Below are 21349 nucleotides of genomic sequence, written 5' to 3'. Positions count from 1 at the left end.
GACCTATCAGAGATTCTGGTCGAGAAAATCGCCCGCCAATCGAGCTGCTGAACTGTCTGGGTACTCGCGTATCGCCCGATTCAAAAACTCCCGGGACCTATCTAGATTGCCCTTCATGAAATGCACGCGACCCAGCTTATACAGCGCATCAGGAATCTTGGCGTTATTGGGGTACTGATTCAGAAGCAGCATAAAGGCCTGACGCGATGCCTCAGGATCTGCTGGATCTGTGACCAGATAAAGCTCACCCAACCAATAGTGCGCATTGGGAGCATAACGCCCCGCAGGAAAACGCTCCAAAAAGGCGTTGAAAGCGCTAACGGCCTGATCAAACTCTTGGCCTCTTACCAAGGCGTAGGCAGCGCGGTACGCGTCGCCCTCACCCGGTTGCTCAGCGATCTCTGCCATTGAACCGCTAGTATCTGTGGTAGTTGCTGGAGGATTAGTAATCGGCGCACTGCCAGATCCACCACTGCTGGCCACAGCACCACCCGATGCCAAGCGTCGATCGATATCCATATAGCGCTCAAGACTTTGCTCTTTGAGCGTGCGAATCTCGTAAGCCTGCTGCTCTACAAGTCCGTTCAAACGCATCACTTCTTGCTGAAGCTGCTGCACCTGATTGAACAAACCACCAATATTGTCGCCGGCGGGTGCTAACGGAGGAGGCAGCGAGCGTGTGTTACTTGCCGACGAAGATACCGCCGAAGGCGCTGTACCAACGCCGTAACTCACAGCCGGTGCAGCAGACGTGGATCCTGACTGCGGCGACCGACGTTCGGCTTCTACATCGATATAGTCCTGAGCCGCGGCCGAGAAGGATATCGCTGCGGCCAGAAACGAGATCGGGCCAACCAGAGAGGTCAGCCCGATTCGATGGAACGGAATAGCTTTCAACATCTGCTAAACAACAAAACCTGTCTTACTTAAGCTCTACCCGACGGTTTTGAGACCAGCTGCTCTCGCCGCTGCCATAGGCTATAGGCTGCTCTTCGCCATAGCTCACAGTCTCGATACGATAGCTCGCGACACCATTGACTACCATGTAGTCGCGAACAGCGTTCGCACGACGCTCGCCCAGAGCCATGTTGTAGTCGCGGGTACCGCGCTCGTCAGTGTGACCATCAAGGCGCACGCTGCGATCGTTAGTCTTGAGCAACGCGATGTGTGCATCTACTGCAGCCTGAGCAGCAGGTGTCATCGTTGCGCTATCAAACTCGAAGTAAAAGACGGTACCGGCTGCCATTGCAGCTTTTTCCATCTCACGCTGAGCTTCAGCAGCGGCGGCTTCGGCCTGGCGCTCAGCTTCGCGAGCAGCATCAGCGGCGGCAGCTTCGGCTGCGGCAGCAGCAGCGGCTGCAGCAGCGGCTGCTTCCTCTTCCTTAGTAGAGGTGCCTGAACATGCCACGAGGAACATCGCAGCGAACAGCAGTGTTAGGGCCTTGCCGGCAACGGGGATTTGCTTCATGACGTGCTTCCTTCAAAAATGGTATTGAACTCAATGTAAAACCCAGCTTTTTTGCCCCTCTTATGCGGATATTGCTCCGTCTATTTGGGGTAAAAATGCTGCGAACTTAAAACTGCTCTAAAACTGCATATAAGGCGACCAGGCCGGCTCTCGTACATCGCCGCTTCGGGCGGGAAGCCTGAACTTAACGCCGCCATCCACCGAGACCGCAGAGAGAATCCCACGATCACCATACTTGGTGGCGTACAATACCATGGAACCATTAGGTGCGATACTTGGACTTTCATCAAGATCAGTATTTGTAAGCACCTGTAAGCGATTACTCACCAAGTCATGGATCGCGATCTGGAACTCTCCGTCACGCTGATGTACGAGAACCACATTTCGGCCGTCCTGAGCCACACGAGCCCGGGCATTGTAGCTGCCCTCGAAGGTCACACGCTCGGTTAAGCCACTACGCAGGTCATAGCGATAGATCTGCGGGCGCCCCCCGCGATCTGATGTAAACAAAAAGGAGCGGCCGTCCGGCATCCAGCTGGGCTCAGTGTCGATCGCATAGTGTCGAGTGACTCGCGTCAGCCGGCGGCTCGCCATGTCCATAAGGTAAATATCGGGGCTGCCATCTTTAGAGAGCACCATGGCCATAGAATTACCATCAGGGGACCATGCTGGAGAACTGTTTAGACCTCTGAAATTGGTGAGCTGCTCTCGCTCACCGGTGGCCAACACCTGCCGGAAAATCGCGGGGCGCCCCGTCTCAAAAGACACGTAAGCGACCTGCTTGCCATTGGGTGCCCAGCTAGGCGACATGATGGGCTCTCGCGACTCCAGCAGCACAATAGGACGGGCGCCGTCGGAATCAGCCAAAGTCAGACGATAATAATCCTTACCGGTGGGATTACGTGTGACTGATACATAGATTAAACGTGTCGCAAAAGCGCCGGGAATTCCCGTGAGCTTTTCGTAGACTGCGTCCGAGACTCGGTGCGCGAGCATCCTTGCCTCACCCACAGGCCCGGCGAAGGTGCCTTCGGCAATACGAGTCTGGCGAAGCACATCATAGAGTTCATAGCGCAAAGACAGCTGACCGCCCTCGCCCGTAGCACGCCCGATGAGCACGTATTCGCTCGCTATAGCCCGCCAGTCACGGTAAAAAACCTCCTCCTCACGACTGGGAAAACCCAACATATCCGCGCGATCTACGGGCGAAAACTGCCCACTACGCTGAAAGTCTTCCTGCACCACCTCCGCCATATCAGCGGGCGCCGTACCTTCGCCCTCCCAGGCAAAGGGCACGACGGCAACCGGCGTGGGGTCATCAACCCCTTGAGTGATTTCAATTACCAGCTGAGCATTTGCCAGCATCGGGAGTAAAAGCAAAGAGAAAAGTAGTGAGCGAAGCATCAGTAGCGCAAGTCCTCGGGTCTAAACAAAAGTTGGAAGCGACGGAAGGTCTTCTCGAACTCCCGACCAGGCAAGTTTTTCAGCTCGGGGAAGCTCCCCGCTTTTTCTACCGCATTCATGGCCGAGCGATCAAAAGCAACGCTGCCACTAGAGCGAAGTACGCTCACCGAAACGATCTCGCCGGTCGGCACAAGCTGTATCGCCAGTAGCGCCTCCATGCCGTTGCGAGCACTGGGCGGACGACTCCAGTAGTTCACTACCGTGTCACGAATGAGTGCGGCGTAACTCGTGGACATCTCCTCGGCAGTCACCGCCACCTGTGTGCTGTCTTCGGCCGCCATAGCAGCGGCAAGTTCACGGCGACTAATCGCAGCGAGCTCTTCGGCGCTAATGCGTTTTTCCTCGACCTTGGGGGCCGGAGCTGGCGCTTTGCTGCGGGGTTTTGGCGTGGTCGTGCTGGGGGCAGGTTTGTTAGCAGTGGTGGCCGTAGTGGTTTTGGCCGGAGCCTTTTTCACAGGCTTGGGCCTAGGCTTTGCCGCGGGCTTCGGCGTAGTCTTACGAACTTGCTTCTTGGGCTTCAAAGAAGAAGCATCAATAAGTGTGGCGTTTATAGCCGTGGGCGGCAGCACCCTGGCCTCGATGGTACGAGGGTCACTATCGGGCTGAAAACGCAGCAAGATCGCGGCTAAAACCAGTAAATGCAGTGCCAGCGTACCGGCGATCGGCAGTAAAGTGAGTTGCCCAAGACTGTACCAGTCTCGATTCACCGGGGGTCCTCTGTCACCAACCCCACTCCGGGAGCGCCAGCTTCCTGCAGCGCCGCCATGAGCCCGACTACTTCGCCGTAGGCAACCGCCTTATCGCCCCAAACCAATACGGGCTTGTCGGGGCTACGACGGATCACCGCACCCACGCGTTGCTGCACGGTTGCGAGTGACAGGACCTGATCTTCCTGCCCACCCACATTCAAAAACAGCTGTCCCTGCGCGTTAATCGAGACAATGAGTGGCTCGGCGTCCTGGTTATCCACCGGCTCGGTTTTGGCCTGCGGCAGCTCAACTTTGACGCCCTGCATGAGCATCGGCGCCGTCACCATAAAGATGATCAGCAACACGAGCATCACGTCGATGTAGGGAACAACGTTGATCTCGGCCATAGGCCGAAAGCGGGCGCGTCGGCGCATTACTGCTTGGCCTCTCTCTGGCGAGATTTCAGGGCATAGGCCTGACGACCGAGAATACTGGAGAACTCATCCACAAAAGTGTCGTAGCGCTTGCCATAAACGTCTACCTTGGCTGCAAAGCGGTTATAAGCCATCACTGCAGGGATCGCGGCAAACAGACCCATGGCCGTGGCCACAAGCGCTTCAGAAATACCCGGAGCAACAGTAGCCAGCGTCGCTTGAGAGGTGTTCGCCAGTCCGCGGAAAGAATTCATAATGCCCCAGACGGTTCCGAAAAGGCCCACGTAAGGGCTGGTAGAACCCACCGTCGCCAAAAACGGCAGGTGCTTTTCCAGACGCTCCTCTTCGCGCATCATCGCAACGCGCATCGCCCGACGCGCCCCTTCGAGCATCGCTTCAGCATCCATATCCGATTGCTGCGCCAGCCGCGAAAATTCTTTAAACCCAGCTCGGAATACGCCCTCTACGCCGATGATAACTTCGCCATCTGCGGCCCGCTCGTTACCTTCGCGATACAGCTGTGCAAGATCTACTCCGGACCAAAAATGCTCCTCAAAATCCAGCATCTCCTCGCCCGCACTGCGGAAGTAAAAGAAACGCTGAAAGATCATGTACCAGGAAGTGACCGATGCCGCCATGAGCAAAGCCATCACCAGTTTTACAGTGATCCCGGCATCCATTACCAGGTCCACCAGGCTTAGTTCGTCCAAGTCATTCTCCGAGGCCGTTTTGAGGATCGTGCGCGGCGCGCAGTGTAGCAAGCATCGCTTTGGGTATGCGACGCGGAGCCAGTGTTTCTGGGCTTACGCAGGCTAAGGACACGGCGGCTTCGACAACTAAATCGCTGCCCCGACGCACACATTGTTTAAGCTTTAACGATGCACCGCCCACGCCTGTTAGCGCAGCTGTCGCTTCCAAGTCATCATCGAGCAGCGCGGGGCGGTGATAGCTGATCGAAACATCACTCACGACGAACATTAACTCGTCATTAAAAATAGCCGCCCGATCCATACCCAAAGATCGCATGAACTCCGTGCGAGCACGCTCTATGTATTTGAGATAGTTCACGTAGTAGACAATCCCGCCTGCATCGGTATCTTCGATGTAGACCCGAATAGGCAGGGAAAATTCCCCAAGACCATTTACGGGGAAGTCACTCATGGGGTGATCATTCGCCAGAACTCAATGGCAACGTACCCTGTCCGTCAGTGGACGGTGAGGTGGAACGCTCATCACTGGGCATCGGCACGCCGAAATGCTGGTAGGCCAAGCGCGTCACCATCCTGCCTCTGGGCGTTCTGATCATATAGCCCTGCTGGATCAAAAAAGGCTCCAGAACATCTTCGATGGTGCCGCGCTCCTCCGAGATGGCGGCGGCCAAACTGTCTACGCCCACCGGACCCCCATCAAATTTCTCGATCATGGCCAGCAGCAGACGCCGGTCAAGGTGATCAAAACCCTTCGCATCGACGCTCAGCAAGTCGAGAGCGCGATCGGCAATGTCTGCGTTGACCTCGCCATCGCCTTTTACCTCGGCGTAGTCCCGGACCCTGCGCAACAAGCGGTTTGCGATGCGCGGCGTACCCCGCGAACGTCGGGCGATCTCTCGGGCACCCGCCTCGTCCATGGGTATCTCCAGAATTCGCGCTGATCTGGCAACAATCACGGCGAGATCATCAACGGCGTAAAACTCCAGCCTCTGCACGATGCCAAAACGATCTCGCAGAGGTGAGGTCAGTAGTCCCGCACGGGTCGTGGCACCGACGAGGGTAAAGGGTGGTAAATCCAGCTTGATGGAACGCGCCGCAGGGCCCTCACCAATCATGATGTCCAGCTGGTAGTCCTCCATCGCCGGATAGAGGATTTCTTCAACAAAGGGGCTCAGGCGATGAATCTCGTCGATAAACAACACATCGCCAGGCTCAAGGTTAGTCATGAGCGCCGCAATATCTCCGGCCTTTTCCAGCACTGGACCCGAAGTGGTTTTCAGCGAGACGCCCATTTCATTGGCGATAATGCTGGCAAGGGTTGTCTTCCCCAGGCCCGGCGGACCAAATATAAGTGTGTGATCCAGGGGCTCGTCACGGCCTTTCGCCGCGGCCAGAAAGATTTCCATCTGCTCTCGAGCGACGGGCTGACCGATGTACTCTCCCAAGGATTTTGGCCGAACAGCGCGATCCTGAGCGTCCTCAACGACACCCACAGGATCCGGAGCTATTAGACGGTCTGTCTCAATCATGAAAAATCGTGCCCTGCCTGATAGTTACTGCTGCCCGTCATTGCTAACCGCGTACCGTGGAGCGGAGCGCAAGTCGTATCAATTCTTCACTGTCGGAAATCGCGTCGCTGTCTACGCGAGCCACCAGACGCGCAGCTTCAGCAGGTTTGTAGCCCAGCGCCACCAATGCATCCTCAGCATCACTGAGTTTATCCGATGCAGGCGACAACTGTCCGGCTGTAGAAGAGCTGTCGCCCGCTTGCTCGAGCCATCCCGAAAGGCGATCGCGCATTTCAATAAGTAGTCTTTCTGCGGTTTTTTTACCCACGCCCGGTAAAGCAACCAAGGCAGTGAGGTCATCGTCTCGCACTGCCCGGGCAAAGCGATCGCTATCCATTCCCGACAGTATCGTCAGTGCGAGCTTGGGGCCGACACCACTGACCTTGATTAGGTGTCTAAACAACTGGCGATCCCGCTCGCTAACAAAGCCATACAGCGTTTGCGCATCTTCCCGCACGGCGTGGTGAGTCAGCAGCGTTACCAGCTCTCCCAGCGCAGGCAACTGAAAGAGCGTGGTCATTGGTACCTGGAGTTCGTAGCCCACACCACCCACGTCCACGAGTATCTCGGGGGGCTGCTTGTGCAGTAACGTTCCTGAAATTCGACCGATCACCTTAGGCGTCCCTTTTTAACTCTTTTTATCCAAAGAAATGGCTAGCTAGCGCATACGGCCGCGACGAATCGCAGTAGCGCCTGCCACTCGAACCAAGCCATCGCGAGTATGCGCATGACAAAGTGCCGCCGCCAGTGCATCCGCGGCATCCTCCTGAGGCGCGCCGGGAAGCTTGAGCAAGGCTTTGACCATATGCTGCACTTGAGCTTTGTCTGCAGCGCCCGTACCTACCACGGATTGCTTAATCTGACGCGCGGAATATTCACTGACATCCAGCCCTCGAATCACGCAGGGCACGATAGCTGCGCCTCGGGCCTGTCCTAACTTCAGGGCTGCATCAGCGCTTTTCGCAAGAAACACCTGCTCCACAGATAACTCCGTGGGCCCATGCAGCTCGACCAGCTCCGCAACGCTCTCGGCAATGATCCGCAGCCGCTCAGGTAAGGCGCCTTTCGGCAGACGGATAACGCCACTGGTGATGTAGCTGTTCTTGCCGTTAAGCGTACTGATGATACCGAAACCCGTCTTTTGGGAGCCGGGATCAATACCTAGAATAATTGCCATGAGCTGCGCCCAACCGGTCGCTGTGCCGAGAGCCTATAGTATGTATAAATATACAGGGTTTCCAGCGCAGGAGGGCTGAAAAGCGCGCTAGATTTCTCCCGGGAAAACGCCGTGAGGAGATCGTGTTTAAGACATCGCTTCTAGAACGTCGTCCGGTATGTCGACGTTGGAATAAACGTTCTGAACATCGTCCAGCTCTTCTAGAGCGTCAATAAGACCCATCACTGTATCTGCTCCGCGTGCGTCAACGGCGACGGTTGTGGAAGCGATCATGGTGACCTCGCTCTCAGCGGGCTCCAAACCGGAAGCCTCCATGGCCGTCTTCACGACAGACAGTTCCTCCCAGGCAGTGGTTACCTCAATAGAGCCGTCTTCTGCTGCTTGGACATCTTCGGCGCCGGCTTCCAGCGCCACGTCCATTACCTGCTCTTCATCGGCACCCGGGGCAAAGCTAATTTGACCCTTACGCTCGAATAGATAGGCGACCGAACCATCGGTGCCAAGGTTTCCACCGCGTTTGCTAAAGGCGTGACGGACCTCCGCCACCGTGCGATTGCGGTTGTCGGTCATTACCTCAACGAGTACCGCAACCCCACCCGAGGCATAACCCTCGTAAGTCAGCTCCTCAACGTCATCCGCTTCGTTGTTTCCCGCACCCCTGGCGATCGCTCTATCAATGGTGTCGCGGGTCATATTGGAACCCAAGGCCTTGTCTACGGCGGCGCGCAGGCGTGGATTATCCTCGGGCAGCGGACCCCCTTGCTTAGCGGCTACAACCAGCTCGCGGATGAGCTTGGTAAACACTTTTCCGCGCTTGGCATCCTGTGCCGCTTTGCGGTGCTTGATATTGGCCCATTTACTATGTCCGGCCATCAGTGATCCCCCTGGTCAAAATAGACTCAGCTTTCACCCTCTTTCTTTTCCTGCTCTCTCAGTCGAATGTGCAGTTCACGAAGTTGCGAAGCACCTACCGTACCCGGCGCTTCAGTCATCACACAGGCAGCAGTTTGCGTTTTAGGGAATGCAATAACGTCGCGAATAGAAGTAGCACCGCTCATGAGCATGACAATTCGATCCAGACCAAAGGCCAAGCCACCGTGCGGTGGCGCACCGTATTTGAGTGCGTCGAGGAGGAAGCCGAACTTCTCCCGTGCTTCTGCAGGATCAATACCCAAGATATCGAAAACCGCTTCCTGCGTTTCCAGATTATGAATACGTACACTGCCTCCGCCGAGCTCGGTGCCATTGAGCACCATGTCGTAAGCTCGCGATAGTGCCTCACCAGGATGCTGGCTAAGCGTCGCCAAGTCGCAGGCCGGCGCAGTAAACGGATGATGCAGTGGTGTCCAACCGCCGTTGCCGTCTTCTTCAAACATAGGAAAATCGATCACCCAAAGAGGCGCCCAACCTTCGCTCACCAGACCTTGATCCGTACCGACCTTGATGCGCAATGCGCCTAAAGCCTCGTTCACGATGCCCGCGCGATCCGCGCCAAAGAAAACAATGTCTCCGTTCGCCGCTTCAAGGCGATCCATCATCGCCGCGACTACGTTATCAGGCATGAACTTCAAAATCGGAGACTGGAGGCCTTCGACACCGGCCGCCAGATCATTGACCTTGATCCACGCAAGCCCTCGGGCACCATAGTTACCAACATAGCGGGTGTAGTCGTCGATCTCTTTTCGGGATATTGATGCACCACCCGGGACTTTTAAGGCTGCCACACGACCCAGAGGGTCATCAGCTGGACCTCTGAAGACCTTGAAGTCGACCTGCTGCATCAAGTCGTCCACAGAAATCAGCTCGAGAGGAATGCGCAGATCCGGCTTATCAGAGCCGAAGCGCTCCATCGCCTCTTTCCAGGTCATGTGCGAAAAGCTAGGTAGATCAACACCCAGCACCGACTGAAACAGCCCACGCACCATGCGCTCGGTGATTTCCATGATCCCTGCCTCGTCCATAAACGAGGTTTCGATATCAATTTGCGTAAACTCAGGCTGACGATCGGCACGTAAGTCCTCATCGCGGAAGCACTTGGCGATCTGGTAATAGCGATCAAAGCCCGACACCATCAGCAACTGCTTGAATAGTTGAGGGGACTGCGGCAGCGCAAAGAACTGTCCCGGATGGGTACGGCTGGGCACGAGATAGTCGCGGGCGCCCTCGGGCGTCGCGCGAGTCAAGATGGGCGTTTCGATGTCCAGAAATTCTTCTTCATGCAGAAAGCGACGTACCGCATCGGTCACCTGGGAGCGCAGACGCAAACGCTGCTGCATCTCGGGTCGACGTAAATCCATGTAGCGGTAGCGCAGACGAACCTCTTCGCCGACGGAAGTGTGCTCATCCAGCTGGAAAGGCGGTGTCGCGGCCGTGTTCAGTACTTCGATCTCTTTCCCAAGCACCTCAATTTCACCCGTCGCCATGCTGGGGTTCACGGTGGCTTCGCTACGGGCGCGAACCCGCCCCGTGACCTTGAGTACATACTCCGTGCGTACGCGATCAGCGGTTGCAAAATGCTCTTCGGTGTCAGGATCAAATACCACCTGCACAATCCCGTCGCGATCACGAAGGTCCAAAAAGATCACCCCACCATGGTCGCGGCGCCGGTCCACCCAGCCACAGAGTGTTACGGTCTCATCAATATCGGCACTTCGAAGAAGGCCGCAGTTATGGCTGCGCATGGTGGTTCCTATATATGGGGTTAAGTTGCACGCTCATTGCGTTGCTCAAACAAAAATTAGGCCGCGGAGCTACCGCTGCTTGTATCAGTTTTCGATGGTTTTGCCGCCGGCGCACCCTTATCGGAGCCTCCGGCGGAGGCATCACTGGAGCTGGCACCACTGTCACCGGCCAGGTTCTTCTTCTTACCGCTCTTAAAATCTGTTTCGTACCAGCCGTTGCCCGCCAGACGAAAAGCCGCCGCGGAGACCTTCTTGCGTAGCGCAGATTTGCCGCAAGCAGGACAATCAGTCAGCGGTGGATCGCTGATCTTGCGCAGAGCTTCGTGGAGTGCGCCGCACTCAGTACACTGGTATTCATATATGGGCATGGTAGTAAATCCTTCCAACGCAAAGGCTCTGTCGCCGATGGATGGGGCCGTTTCGACCTCCGACCCGAACCTGAGGCGGTACGCTTAGACGACAAGCGAGAGGCATTTTAAAAAGCGGCGCGGATTCTACCTCAGCTCGCGATGCGAACCAATGGGAGAAAGTCAACCCTGAAAATCAGGGGACGGGAGAATCGAAGCCTACCCGACGGAGAAGTCGTGCCGGACAGGCTCAGATTAGACGCTTGGAACGAGGGGCGACCCGAAGAGACGCCCTACTCTGCTCTGCCCTAACTTAGGACTGAGCAAACTCCTTCATCTTCTTCAGAGGACGAACCTTCACAGCAACGCTTGCTGGCTTCGCCTTAAACATCGTCTCTTCACCAGTGAAAGGGTTGATGCCCTTGCGCGCCTTCACTGCAGGCTTCTTCACTGTGGTGATCTTCATCAGGCCTGGCAGCGTGAACTCGCCAACAGCACGCTTCTTGATGCTGCGCTCGATGAGTGTCTCAAGCTCTGACATCACATCGCCCACCTGCTTTTTAGTCAGACCTGTGCTTTCAGAGATGCTTGCCATGACCTGAGTCTTAGTCATTTTGTCTTTCAGCGCGGGTGCTGCTTTTTTAGCGGGAGCTGCTGCTTTCTTGGCAGGTGCCTTTTTGGCTGCTGCTTTCTTCTTAGCTGGGGCTTTCTTTGCTGCTGCTTTACGTGTCGCCATGATTATGAACCTTCCTTGCGGTTTAAGGGCTTTATGTTTCATGCAACGACGCGTTTTCTGCCGGGGTCCAAAAGCCGGAGCGTGGATCAGTGACCTAAATACATAGGCCTCACCGATGCACCCCACGACAGGAGCTTTGTCAGAAAAAACGTCGCGTTTCTCCATTTATTGACCTGGGCATACAAGCCGTGATTTTGCTCTCAGCACACCCTCTAGCGCCTTTTGCTAAGCGCCTTGAGACTGCGTATAAAGCGTCAATCACAACTTGGGAACATATATAAATCACTCAACCCTACAATACAAGCGTTTATCGCAATGCGCGGCAAAAAAACCCTATTTTTTTAGGTATTTCCTGCAAGAAGCGCCGTACGCTAGCACAAAAGTTATGTGATTCGTTTCTGTACCACCACGCGATTGCGTCTTACACTCCCCCACCATCGCAGGAACAAGGAAAAAACCAATGCGCAGTAGCGAGTTTCTCATCACTACGCACAAAGAAACCCCAGCAGATGCGGAGATCATCAGCCACCGCCTCATGCTCCGTGCGGGCCTGATCCGCAAGCTGTCTTCCGGACTCTACACATGGATGCCCATGGGCTTAAAAGTCCTTCGCAAAGTCGAACGCGTTGTCCGCGAAGAAATGGATGCGGCGGGCGCGCTGGAACTAGCAATGTCGATGGTGCAGCCAGCAGAGTTATGGGAGGAGTCCGGCCGCTGGGAGCAGTACGGACCCGAGCTGCTGCGTATACAGGATCGACACAATCGCGACTTCTGCCTGGGCCCCACCCATGAAGAGGTCATCACCGACATCGTGCGCAACGAAATCAGCAGCTATAAACAGTTGCCACTGAATCTCTATCAGATTCAAAACAAGGTGCGAGATGAGATACGGCCTCGCTTCGGTGTTATGCGAGCCAGGGAATTCCTCATGAAGGATGCCTACTCCTTCCACCCGGACCAATCATCTCTGGAGACCACCTACCAGGTGATGCATCGAGCCTATACCAAGGTCTTTGAGCGCCTAGGACTAGACTTCAGACCCGTTATGGCCGATAGCGGAAGCATTGGCGGGAACACTTCCCACGAGTTTCATGTGCTGGCGGACTCTGGAGAAGACGCCATCGCCTTTAGTGATGGCAGTGACTATGCCGCCAATGTGGAACGGGCCGAGACCCTTGATCAAAGCGATCAGCGGCCCGCACCGTCCAGAGAGTTAAACAGGATTGCTACGCCGGGAGTGAAAACCATCGCTGATCTTTGCGAGGCTCAGCAACTGCCCGCAAATAGCACGGCAAAAACGCTGCTTGTAGAGGCTGCCGAGGGCGGCCTCGTAGCGCTGGTGATTCGTGGTGATCATGAGCTCAACACTGTGAAAGCCGAAAAACATCCTCTGGTCGCATCGCCTCTCAGAATGGCGACCGAAGAGGAGGCTAAGGCAGCCTGTGGTGCAGGCTTTGGTTCCATTGGGCCTGTTGGCCTGTCTATCCCAGTCGTGGCGGACTATAGCGCCGCAGCCTGTGCGGACTTTTGCTGTGGGGCCAACAGCCCCGATGAACACTTCGAGGGTGCTAACTGGGACAGGGATATCAGCGACTACGCGACTGCCGATCTGCGCAGCGTCATGTCCGGAGACCCCAGCCCTGATGGTAGCGGCACGCTTCAAATACGTCGCGGCATCGAGGTGGGTCACATTTTCCAGCTCGGCACAAAGTACAGTGAAGCGATGAACGCCAAAGTCCTTGATGAAAACGGGCGCAATGTGACACTGAGCATGGGTTGCTACGGTATCGGCGTTAGCCGCATTGTCGCTGCAGCGATTGAGCAGAACAACGACGAGCGAGGCATCATCTGGCCAAGCGCGATGGCTCCATTCCAACTGGCGATCGTACCCCTCAACATGCACAAATCCGCTGCGGTAGCCGAAGCTGCCGAGGCTCTGCACACGCAGTGCCAGGAGCAGGGAATCGAAGTCCTTATGGATGACCGAAACGAGCGGCCTGGTGTGAAGTTCGCGGATATGGAGCTACTGGGAATTCCCCACCGGATTGTTATTGGGGACCGCTCTCTGGCCGAAGGTGAGATTGAGTATCAGGGCCGACGGGATGCCGAATCACAACGAGTGCCCCTTGCGGACGCTATGGGCTTTATCGCTTCACAGCTCCAGCAAGGAAGCTAAGACCCACTTGTTGCAGCGTCTGGCTCAGCTCTCTAGCGCGCTATTGTTGATTGCCGCAGGGCATATTGCTGCCCAAGACGGACTGTCTCCAGGGGACGCGCAACGGGAAGCGCTGCGGCAGTTTCTTGAATCCAACATAGTGGCCAGTGAGAGCTTTGACGACCGGTTCGACGCAGAAGTTTGGCTAGTCGACATGAGCGCCCGGCTCACACGCTACGTACCCGATGCGGACAGTAGGCTCCAACTTCTGCGACAAATTCACGCGGCGGCAAGCCGCAGCTCACTGGCGCCAGAACTGGTACTGGCGGTAATAGAGGTCGAAAGTCACTTCGATCGCTTTGCGGTGTCGCGAGTAGGCGCTCAAGGGCTCATGCAAGTTATGCCGTTTTGGAAGAACGAGATCGGACGGCCCGATGACAACCTTACCGACAACCTTACCAATCTCGACTATGGCTGCCGAATTCTGCAGTTTTACTTGCAACGGGAAGACGGCGTCCTCCACCGAGCTCTCGCAGCCTATAACGGCAGCAGCGGCAGACGGGTTTACAGCGACAAAGTGGAACTTGCCTGGCGGGAACATTGGCGTACCAGCAACCTCAACTGGAGCGACTAGCGGTTTGACATGGCCCAGCACTCGCAACACACTCTCGACACTCCTTGTACACGGCGTTTTTTTGTGAAATACGCAAACCGGCTCCGCTAGCATGAGCAAATTGACACTACTGAGTGAGTGGAATCGCGACTTAGCCCGAGCCGTCGGCGCCTTGGGTCGCGATGAGTTTTTTCCGGCCCTCATCGCCGCGGTGCGCGAGAGAGTGCCTATTGCCTACCCTCAGGTCTGGCTTTACCACCGCGATCTTCCGCCCAGCGTGCTCTACCATGAGATCCCCCCCGTGGCCGTTGCCTCGCAGATTGATGCCTACCTGGAAGGACCTTATCGCGAAGATCCGTTTTTTCAAACATCCATCGATCGCCCCAAAAATCGCATCTACCGGCTATCACGAGTTACCGCAGGGCGTCTCGAGTCCTCAAGCTATTACACCAACTATTATGGCGATACGGGGACCGTAGACGAGGCGATCTTTTTATCCCAGCTTCAGGGCGGCAGTGTGATCAATATTTCGATGATGCGCCTGCCCGAGCAGGGCCTGTTCAGCGATGATGAGTATCAACTGCTCTACTCTATTGCGGATCCAATTTCGGAGCTCCTGCGCATCCACAGTGAGTTCGATGCCTTTGCCGTAGAGAATCTCATTCAACCGGGCATAGACCACCAAATTGACTTAGCGTTTAAAACCTTCGGAACATCCATGTTGTCTCCTCGAGAGAGAGGCGTACTGGAGTTAATGCTCCGCGGTTACGGTACCGATACAACGGCGGACAGGTTATCCATTGCCCGAGAGACCGTGCGCCGTCATCGCAAGAGTATCTATCGCAAGCTTGATGTGAACTCACAAACCGACCTTTTCTCCCTATTCCTCAACACCATGTCCTGTTTGGGAGAAGCCGCAGGTGAAGACCCCCTGACCATTTACATGGGTCCGGCATAGTTTAGGGCTCAGCGTGCCCAAACTGGGGTATTGCCTGATGTGTTCCACCTAGGAATAGTGCGGTCTGGGGATCTTTTAACACGGGAAATATGACTTATGGCGCTGGAGGTAGACTGGTTTCTACGCGCCTATCCCAAGGTATCGATGATAGAAGCGCTGTTGCCTGATAGTAACGGTGTTCTCAGGGGTAAATGGCTGCCGCGCAACAAGCTGGCCAAGGTTTATAAAGGGGAGCTTAAATTCCCGAAAACTGCCCTTGCGCTCGATATCTGGGGACGCGACGTCGAAGAACTGGTGTTTGCCACCGGTGACGAGGATGGCGTGTGCCTACCCGTTGAGGGCTCGCTCCTACCGACTCCCTGGTCCCCCAATGGGCGCCACGGTCAACTTATGCTCACTATGTTCCGCCCCGGCGGCTCAGGTTATCTGGGGGATCCCCGTCAGGTTCTCAAACGGGTTGTGTCTCGCTACCACGCCCGAGGCTGGCGCCCCGTCGTAGCCGCGGAGTTGGAATTCAGCCTGGTGAAATGGGACGGCAAACATCCAAGTCATAGCGGAGAGAAGCCCTACCGAGGCGAGCCCATTGGCGGCAACCTCTATGGCCTCGATGTCCTTCAGCAAAATCACGCAATGCTTGAGCAGATTCATCGTGCCTGTCACCTACAGAGCCTGCCTTTTGATGGTGTCGTAAAAGAATCAGCGCCATCTCAGTACGAAATCAACATGCAGCATGTGGACAATCCGGTCCTCGCAGCCCGGCAGATCCTTATGATGAAGCACGCCATCAAGGAGATTGCCAAGCAACACGGCCTTGTCGCCAGCTTTATGCCCAAGCCTTTTGCCGATGAGGCCGGGAATGGGCTTCATGTGCACTGCAGCGTGATTGATCGCGATGGCAAAAACGTTTTTGACGACGGTACGGAATTTGGAACGCCCAAACTGCGCCACGCCATTGGCGGCTGCCTGCAGCATATGGCGGATTCGTTTGCGATCTTCGCACCCAGCTTCAACGCCTACCGACGGTTTCAAAAAGGGAGCCATGCGCCCATCACTCCAAACTGGGGTTACGAAAACCGCACTGTTGCCGTGCGAGTACCCGCGGGCAACAACAAAGCTCGGCGATTAGAACATCGAGTGGCGGGCGCCGATGCCAACCCTTATCTGGTTTTCGCTGTTATTCTGGCTGCCGCTCTTGACGGTATCGAACGCAAGCTCACCCCAAAAGCTCCAATCAGCGGCGATGGCTATAGCCAACTGGACGCGGAAGTCCTCCCCATTTACATGCAGGATGCTCTCCACCTGTTTGGGGAGTCCAGTTTTGTTAGCACGGCTCTAGGCCCTGAAATGCAGCGCAATTTTGGTCTCACCAAGGCGCAGGAACTCGCAGAGTTCCAGCGTCACATCACAAGCCTTGAGTATCACGCTTACGTCGAAAGGCTTTAGCCCGTTTCGAGCGGCGGGTAATCGCGCTGAAGACGGCTAACCAATGCCAAAGCACTTAGCATGCCCAAGACACCGAAGAGCGAAGCTCCCAATACCTCCCCCACCATCAAACCCCGCGCGCCATATAGAGAAGCACCGAAGTAAGCTGCAGGCACAACCCCTAAAAAGACCTTGGCGTAGTTAAACAATGTGGCGAGGTAGGCGCGGCCGAGGTTGTTAAAACTGGCGTTGGCTACAAACAGAAGGCCGTTAAAAGCAAAGGCGCCCACCAGAAATTGGAAGTAAAAACCGAGTAAGTCCGCAGCAAGATCGCTCGCGGTAAAGGTAGCGATTACGAGGTCCGAAACCAGCCAGAGAATCAACCAAGCTACGGCAACATAGGCCACCACAAACTTCGAAGCGTCTAACAAAGTTTGCCGCACACGATCATAGCGACATGCCCCCGCGTTCTGGCCAACGATGGGGCCCACAGCGCCGGACACGGCAAACACCACGGCAAACGCCAATGGTGCCAATCGCCCCATCACTGCGGTCGCCGCCACCGCACTGTCGCCAAACTGCGACATCATGCGCAATACCAAACTGTTGCCAAAGGGTGTGGCGAGGTTCGTGAGCACCGCAGGCACTGCGATCACCATGATTGCGGGGGCATCCGCCGCGATCATGCTCGGTGACACGCGACTGGGTAGGCGATGCCTGAAAAACAGCACGTATCCAGCGTAGCTCACAACAACCACTCGGGAGGCGACAGACGCCCAAGCTGCACCTTCGATGCCAAGCTCAAAGTAAAAAATCAAAATCGGGTCGAGCACAGCGTTTGCAAACGCACCCGCGAGCGTCGCAAGCATGCTGTGCCGCGCATCTCCCACGGCGCGCAGCCCCGCCGACAGACTCATACCAAGAACCAGCAACGGGACCGCAGGAAGTTGGATTCGGCTGTAAGCCAAGGCGAAATTCAGAGTCTCGCCCGATGCTCCCAAAAGTTGTAGCAGCTCAGGCAGCCAGATCCAGGCTACGGCGGCTACCAGACCCACGGTAAGGGCGTTAAACCACAGTACGGAGCTGCAGTAACGCCCCGCCAGGGTTCGGTCCTGATTACCTTCTGCCCGCGCAACCAACGCGCCCAGCGCTATCTGAAGTCCGATACCCAGAGACAGGAGGAAATATAGCAAGGTGCCCGCGAAACCAACCGCGGCAACCAGGCGCTGGTCCCCCAGCAAGGTAATGAAAACCATGTCCACGACGTCCACGGTGAACATCGCTATGAGACCAACAGAGGATGCGCCGGTCATGACCAGAACGTGGCGCATGGGGGAGCCGCTCAAGAACACCGGACCGCTCAAAATGCTTCCCTAAAACGAGTCAAGACTTCGGGCGCCGATCCCGTTAAAATCGCCGCTCGTAAACTAGGCACCTGCATGATGAAAGAACAATCTCCTAAACCGCCACTGATCCGCGTCAATGCCGTGATCTTCGTTGGATTTCCCATATTGGCCGCTATTTTAGTGCCACTATGGGGCATTTACGCCGGATTCACTGCCACCCAGTGGGTCTGGGCAGTCGTATTTTTATATCTTAATGGCCTCTCCATTACCGGTGGTTATCACCGTTTATGGTCCCACAAGGCCTACAAAGCTCACTGGAGCGTTCGCCTTTGGTTCGCCCTCTGGGGCGCCGGCGCGCTACAAAACAGCATACTCATTTGGGCCGCAGATCACCGCCGCCATCATCGACATGTCGACGATAACGCTGAAGACCCCTATTCCGCTGGCAGAGGCCTCTGGTTCAGCCACATGGGCTGGATGCTGCGCGAGTATGCCACCAATGGAGAGGATTTCAGCAATGCGCAAGATTTAATGCGTGACCCTATCGTGATGTGGCAGCACAAACACTACGTCGCGATCACGACATTTATGAACCTGGGCGTGCCGATTCTCCTGGGTCTAGCCCTGGGTGACGTGATTGGCACCGTGCTTCTGGTCGGCCTATTGCGTCTGGTCGTGAATCATCACGTGACTTTCTTCATCAATTCTCTTGCTCACTACTGGGGAAGCCGACCCTACACCGAAGAAAACAGTGCTCGGGACAATGGTTTTCTAGCATTCCTGACTTATGGTGAGGGCTATCACAACTACCACCATATTTTCCAAAAAGACTACCGCAACGGTATCCGCTGGTACCAGTGGGATCCCACCAAGTGGATGATCGCGGGATTAGCAAAAGTGGGCTTGGCGTCGGACCTTCAGACCGTGCCGGATTTTCGAATCCAGCGCGCGCTGCTAGATATGCAGTTCAAACGCGCTCAAGACTTCGCTGCGGATCAAGAAGAAACAGCGTTAACGGCTATTCTTGAACGCGAGTACCAGTTGTTTACGGACTCGGTTAACCAGTGGAAGCAGCTACAAGCTGATCGCTACGAGCGACACAGGGAGCAGCTTGAGGGCGTCGTTGCTGAGCGCTATCAACAGTTTCAGGAGCGCTGGGAACAGGCAAAACTCCGCAGTCAGTTCCGTGAGCTGGAATTTTCACTTCGGGTGCAGCGTAAGCGACTGCGCACTCTGATAAACCAATGGCAGCCACAAGCCGTTGCAGGATGATCGACGACCTGACGGTCGGCGTATAGTTCGTGAATGAAATCTTAAATTCATGGCGATTCCCTGAGAATCGCCGCTAAGAGGTATTTCCATGAGTGATGGCATTTACGGCTTCGCCCCCCAGGACAAGCAGGGCAACGAAAAATCTTTAGAAGACTATCGCGGGCAGGTACTGCTCATTGTAAACACCGCATCCAAGTGCGGCTTTACCCCTCAATTTGCTGGCCTTGAGTCTGTCTATGAACAGTACAAAGATCAGGGTTTTACTATTTTGGGCTTCCCCTGCAACCAGTTCGGTAGCCAGGATCCCGGCAGCAACGATGAGATCCAGGAATTCTGCCAGCTAAACTACGGGGTGAGTTTCCCGATGTTTGGGAAGATCGACGTGAACGGCGGCGACGCTGATCCGTTGTTTGCGCACCTGAAGCAGGCAGCACCAGGCGCTCTGGGCAGCCAGCGTATCAAATGGAACTTTACAAAGTTTCTCGTGAATCGTGCCGGAGATGTGGTCAAGCGCTACGCGCCTACGACCAAACCAGAGGCAATCGCCTCAGACATTCAAGCGCTTTTATAGAATCGATTCGTTGTAAGTACTTACCGAGATGCGGGAGCTTAATGCTCTCGCGTTGCACGGAACTGGATATCCGGCCACCGCTCTTCCATGAGCGCTAGATTCACCCGCGTCGGCGCCAGATAACTCAAGAAACCACCGCCATCAATGGATAGCTGATCAGCGGCCTTTTTTCGAAAATCTTCCAGTTTTCGCTCATCGTCGCAGTACACCCATCGCGCGGTATACACGTTGACCGGCTCATACATGGCTTCCACCTTGTACTCGTCCTTCAGTCGATAGGCGACCACATCAAACTGGAGTTGACCCACCGCGCCCACAATAAGATCCGTTGAGCTAATAGGCGCAAACACCTGGGTTGAGCCCTCTTCCGACAATTGCTGAAGTCCCTTTTGCAATTGTTTGGACTTCATGGGGTCGCGCAGTCGTATTCGCCGAAAAAGTTCTGGGGCGAAATGCGGTATGCCCGTAAAACCCAGATCCTCACCATCGGTGAAGGTATCTCCAATCTGGATCGTTCCGTGGTTGTGCAAGCCGATAATGTCGCCGGCAATGGCCTCCTCTACCAGTACCCGCTCCCCCGCTTTGAAGGTCACGGCATCGGCTATCTTGACGTCCTTGGCCATACGCACATGGCGCATTTTCATGCCTTTCTCATATCGTCCAGAGCAAACCCGCATGAATGCGATGCGATCGCGATGCCGAGGATCCATATTTGCCTGGATCTTGAACACAAAGCCACTAAAGCTGCTCTCGCCGGCTTCGACCTCACGTTCATTACTGCCCCTTCCCTGGGGCGGAGGCGCCCACTCAACAAAGTTATCGAGCATTTCCCGCACACCAAAATTACCCAGTGCAGTGCCAAAGAACACGGGGGATAGCTTGCCGGCAAGAAACTTCTCAAGCTCAAACTCGTGGCTCGCCCCTTTAACCAACTCGATCTCATCAACAAAATCATCGTACTCATCGCCGAGCAACTCCCGGGCCTCTTCAGAGTCTAGCCCCTGAATGCGCGTATCTGGCGGAAGCACGGCGTTATGGCCTCGCTCGAAGCAATGCAAGGTATCCGTGTATAGGTTGTACACCCCCTGAAAGTGCTCACCCATTCCCATGGGCCAGTTGACGGGCGCGGCGGCAATGCCGAGAACCTCCTCAATCTCATCAAGGAGTTCTATAGGGTCCCGAGTCGGCCGGTCGAGTTTGTTAACAAAACTGATAATGGGCGTATCTCGAAGACGGCAAACGTTCATCAGCTTGATCGTGCGGTCCTCGACGCCTTTTGCACCGTCAATAACCATGAGGGCCGAATCAACAGCTGTCAGGGTGCGATAAGTATCCTCGGAGAAGTCTTCGTGTCCCGGGGTGTCCAGCAAGTTCACAACGCGATCGTGATAGGGAAACTGCATCACAGAGGAAGTCACAGAGATACCGCGTTCCTGCTCCATGCTCATCCAGTCGGAGGTGGCGTGGGGGCCTTTTTTTCCCTTAACACTGCCCGCGATTGCAATGGCATTCCCAAGAAGAAGGAGTTTCTCCGTGATCGTCGTCTTACCCGCATCCGGGTGAGAGATAATCGCGAAGGTGCGTCGTTGGGCAACTTTTGTCGCTAGGCCGCCAGTGGCTTTGTCTGAATCGGCGCCTGCTGTAGGCATAGGGTCGGTCATGGGAGATCCGTCATCATTGTTTCGGTAGCAAAAACCCAAGCATCCCGTCGCTGTTTGCTATAAGAAACTCGTTACAA

General features: G+C 55.5%; 22 protein-coding genes. 6 read left to right on the top strand and 16 right to left on the bottom strand.

Annotated elements, in window-relative coordinates; all coding sequences use genetic code 11:
- Positions 1-6 precede the first annotated feature (6 nt).
- The 14 genes from ybgF to R0137_RS05125 form a co-directional block, all read right to left on the bottom strand.
- Positions 7-900, bottom strand: coding sequence for a tol-pal system protein YbgF (gene ybgF / locus R0137_RS05190; RefSeq protein WP_407329083.1), 894 nt, complete (start codon positions 898-900; stop codon positions 7-9).
- Between the two features lie 22 nt (positions 901-922).
- Positions 923-1468: a peptidoglycan-associated lipoprotein Pal gene (gene pal / locus R0137_RS05185; RefSeq protein WP_407329081.1), complete on the bottom strand. Its 546-nt coding sequence runs from the start codon at positions 1466-1468 to the stop codon at positions 923-925.
- A 117-nt stretch (positions 1469-1585) separates the two neighbouring features.
- Positions 1586-2872, bottom strand: coding sequence for a Tol-Pal system beta propeller repeat protein TolB (gene tolB, locus R0137_RS05180; protein ID WP_407329079.1), 1287 nt, complete (start codon positions 2870-2872; stop codon positions 1586-1588).
- On the bottom strand, positions 2872-3639 hold the full coding sequence (locus tag R0137_RS05175; protein WP_407329077.1) for a TonB family protein: 768 nt from the start codon (positions 3637-3639) through the stop codon (positions 2872-2874). Before R0137_RS05175 ends, tolB begins: the two co-directional genes overlap by 1 nt.
- Entirely contained in the window at positions 3636-4055 is a 420-nt protein-coding gene (tolR, locus tag R0137_RS05170; protein ID WP_407329075.1) for a protein TolR, read from the bottom strand. Before tolR ends, R0137_RS05175 begins: the two co-directional genes overlap by 4 nt.
- Positions 4055-4735 (bottom strand): protein TolQ, encoded by a 681-nt coding sequence (gene tolQ / locus R0137_RS05165; RefSeq protein WP_407329974.1) that lies wholly within the window; start codon positions 4733-4735, stop codon positions 4055-4057. The genes tolR and tolQ overlap by 1 nt, the downstream gene beginning before the upstream one ends.
- Positions 4736-4766: 31 nt before the next feature.
- Complete coding sequence (gene ybgC, locus R0137_RS05160; RefSeq protein ID WP_407329073.1) at positions 4767-5216, bottom strand: tol-pal system-associated acyl-CoA thioesterase; 450 nt, start codon at positions 5214-5216, stop codon at positions 4767-4769.
- A gap of 7 nt (positions 5217-5223) precedes the next feature.
- The gene (gene ruvB / locus R0137_RS05155) at positions 5224-6294 is read right to left on the bottom strand and encodes a Holliday junction branch migration DNA helicase RuvB (protein WP_407329072.1); all 1071 of its coding nucleotides are present in this window, start codon (positions 6292-6294) and stop codon (positions 5224-5226) included.
- 43 nt (positions 6295-6337) lie between these two features.
- Positions 6338-6946: a Holliday junction branch migration protein RuvA gene (ruvA, locus tag R0137_RS05150; RefSeq protein ID WP_407329070.1), complete on the bottom strand. Its 609-nt coding sequence runs from the start codon at positions 6944-6946 to the stop codon at positions 6338-6340.
- Between the two features lie 45 nt (positions 6947-6991).
- A complete protein-coding gene (gene ruvC, locus R0137_RS05145; RefSeq protein WP_405271097.1) occupies positions 6992-7510 on the bottom strand; it encodes a crossover junction endodeoxyribonuclease RuvC in 519 nt (172 codons plus the stop codon).
- 126 nt (positions 7511-7636) lie between these two features.
- Complete coding sequence (locus R0137_RS05140; RefSeq protein WP_407329069.1) at positions 7637-8383, bottom strand: YebC/PmpR family DNA-binding transcriptional regulator; 747 nt, start codon at positions 8381-8383, stop codon at positions 7637-7639.
- Positions 8384-8409: 26 nt separating this feature from the next.
- Positions 8410-10191, bottom strand: a complete 1782-nt coding sequence (gene aspS / locus R0137_RS05135; RefSeq protein ID WP_407329067.1) for an aspartate--tRNA ligase — start codon at positions 10189-10191, stop codon at positions 8410-8412.
- Between the two features lie 56 nt (positions 10192-10247).
- Complete coding sequence (locus R0137_RS05130; protein WP_407329066.1) at positions 10248-10559, bottom strand: FmdB family zinc ribbon protein; 312 nt, start codon at positions 10557-10559, stop codon at positions 10248-10250.
- A 292-nt stretch (positions 10560-10851) separates the two neighbouring features.
- On the bottom strand, positions 10852-11274 hold the full coding sequence (locus R0137_RS05125; protein ID WP_407329973.1) for an HU family DNA-binding protein: 423 nt from the start codon (positions 11272-11274) through the stop codon (positions 10852-10854).
- A 460-nt stretch (positions 11275-11734) separates the two neighbouring features.
- Here R0137_RS05125 and R0137_RS05120 point away from each other — a divergent pair, with 460 nt between their 5' ends.
- From R0137_RS05120 to R0137_RS05105, 4 genes are all read left to right on the top strand, one after another.
- Complete coding sequence (locus R0137_RS05120; RefSeq protein ID WP_407329064.1) at positions 11735-13450, top strand: proline--tRNA ligase; 1716 nt, start codon at positions 11735-11737, stop codon at positions 13448-13450.
- A gap of 7 nt (positions 13451-13457) precedes the next feature.
- On the top strand, positions 13458-14063 hold the full coding sequence (locus tag R0137_RS05115; RefSeq protein WP_407329063.1) for a lytic transglycosylase domain-containing protein: 606 nt from the start codon (positions 13458-13460) through the stop codon (positions 14061-14063).
- A gap of 91 nt (positions 14064-14154) precedes the next feature.
- On the top strand, positions 14155-15000 hold the full coding sequence (locus R0137_RS05110; protein WP_407329061.1) for a LuxR C-terminal-related transcriptional regulator: 846 nt from the start codon (positions 14155-14157) through the stop codon (positions 14998-15000).
- 96 nt (positions 15001-15096) lie between these two features.
- Positions 15097-16443 (top strand): glutamine synthetase family protein, encoded by a 1347-nt coding sequence (locus R0137_RS05105; protein WP_407329059.1) that lies wholly within the window; start codon positions 15097-15099, stop codon positions 16441-16443.
- Here R0137_RS05105 and R0137_RS05100 read toward each other — a convergent pair.
- On the bottom strand, positions 16440-17786 hold the full coding sequence (locus R0137_RS05100) for an MATE family efflux transporter (RefSeq protein ID WP_407329058.1): 1347 nt from the start codon (positions 17784-17786) through the stop codon (positions 16440-16442). The genes R0137_RS05105 and R0137_RS05100 overlap by 4 nt on opposite strands.
- A gap of 75 nt (positions 17787-17861) precedes the next feature.
- On the opposite strand from R0137_RS05100, the gene R0137_RS05095 reads away from it, so the two are divergent.
- Together R0137_RS05095 and R0137_RS05090 are read left to right on the top strand one after the other, a co-directional pair.
- Positions 17862-19040 carry a fatty acid desaturase gene (locus R0137_RS05095; RefSeq protein ID WP_407329056.1) on the top strand — a complete coding sequence of 393 codons (1179 nt, stop codon included), beginning with the start codon at positions 17862-17864 and terminating at the stop codon, positions 19038-19040.
- 88 nt (positions 19041-19128) lie between these two features.
- Entirely contained in the window at positions 19129-19611 is a 483-nt protein-coding gene (locus R0137_RS05090; protein ID WP_405271087.1) for a glutathione peroxidase, read from the top strand.
- A gap of 38 nt (positions 19612-19649) precedes the next feature.
- Here the strand turns inward: R0137_RS05090 and R0137_RS05085 are convergent, their stop codons facing one another.
- Positions 19650-21260, bottom strand: coding sequence for a peptide chain release factor 3 (locus R0137_RS05085; RefSeq protein WP_407329972.1), 1611 nt, complete (start codon positions 21258-21260; stop codon positions 19650-19652).
- Positions 21261-21349 lie beyond the last annotated feature (89 nt).

This window comes from Congregibacter brevis (assembly GCF_045689245.1).
GTDB classification, from domain to species: domain Bacteria; phylum Pseudomonadota; class Gammaproteobacteria; order Pseudomonadales; family Halieaceae; genus Congregibacter; species Congregibacter brevis.
The sequence above is the reverse complement of the archived record's forward strand: the minus strand, read 5'-3'. Positions and strand labels throughout refer to the sequence as shown.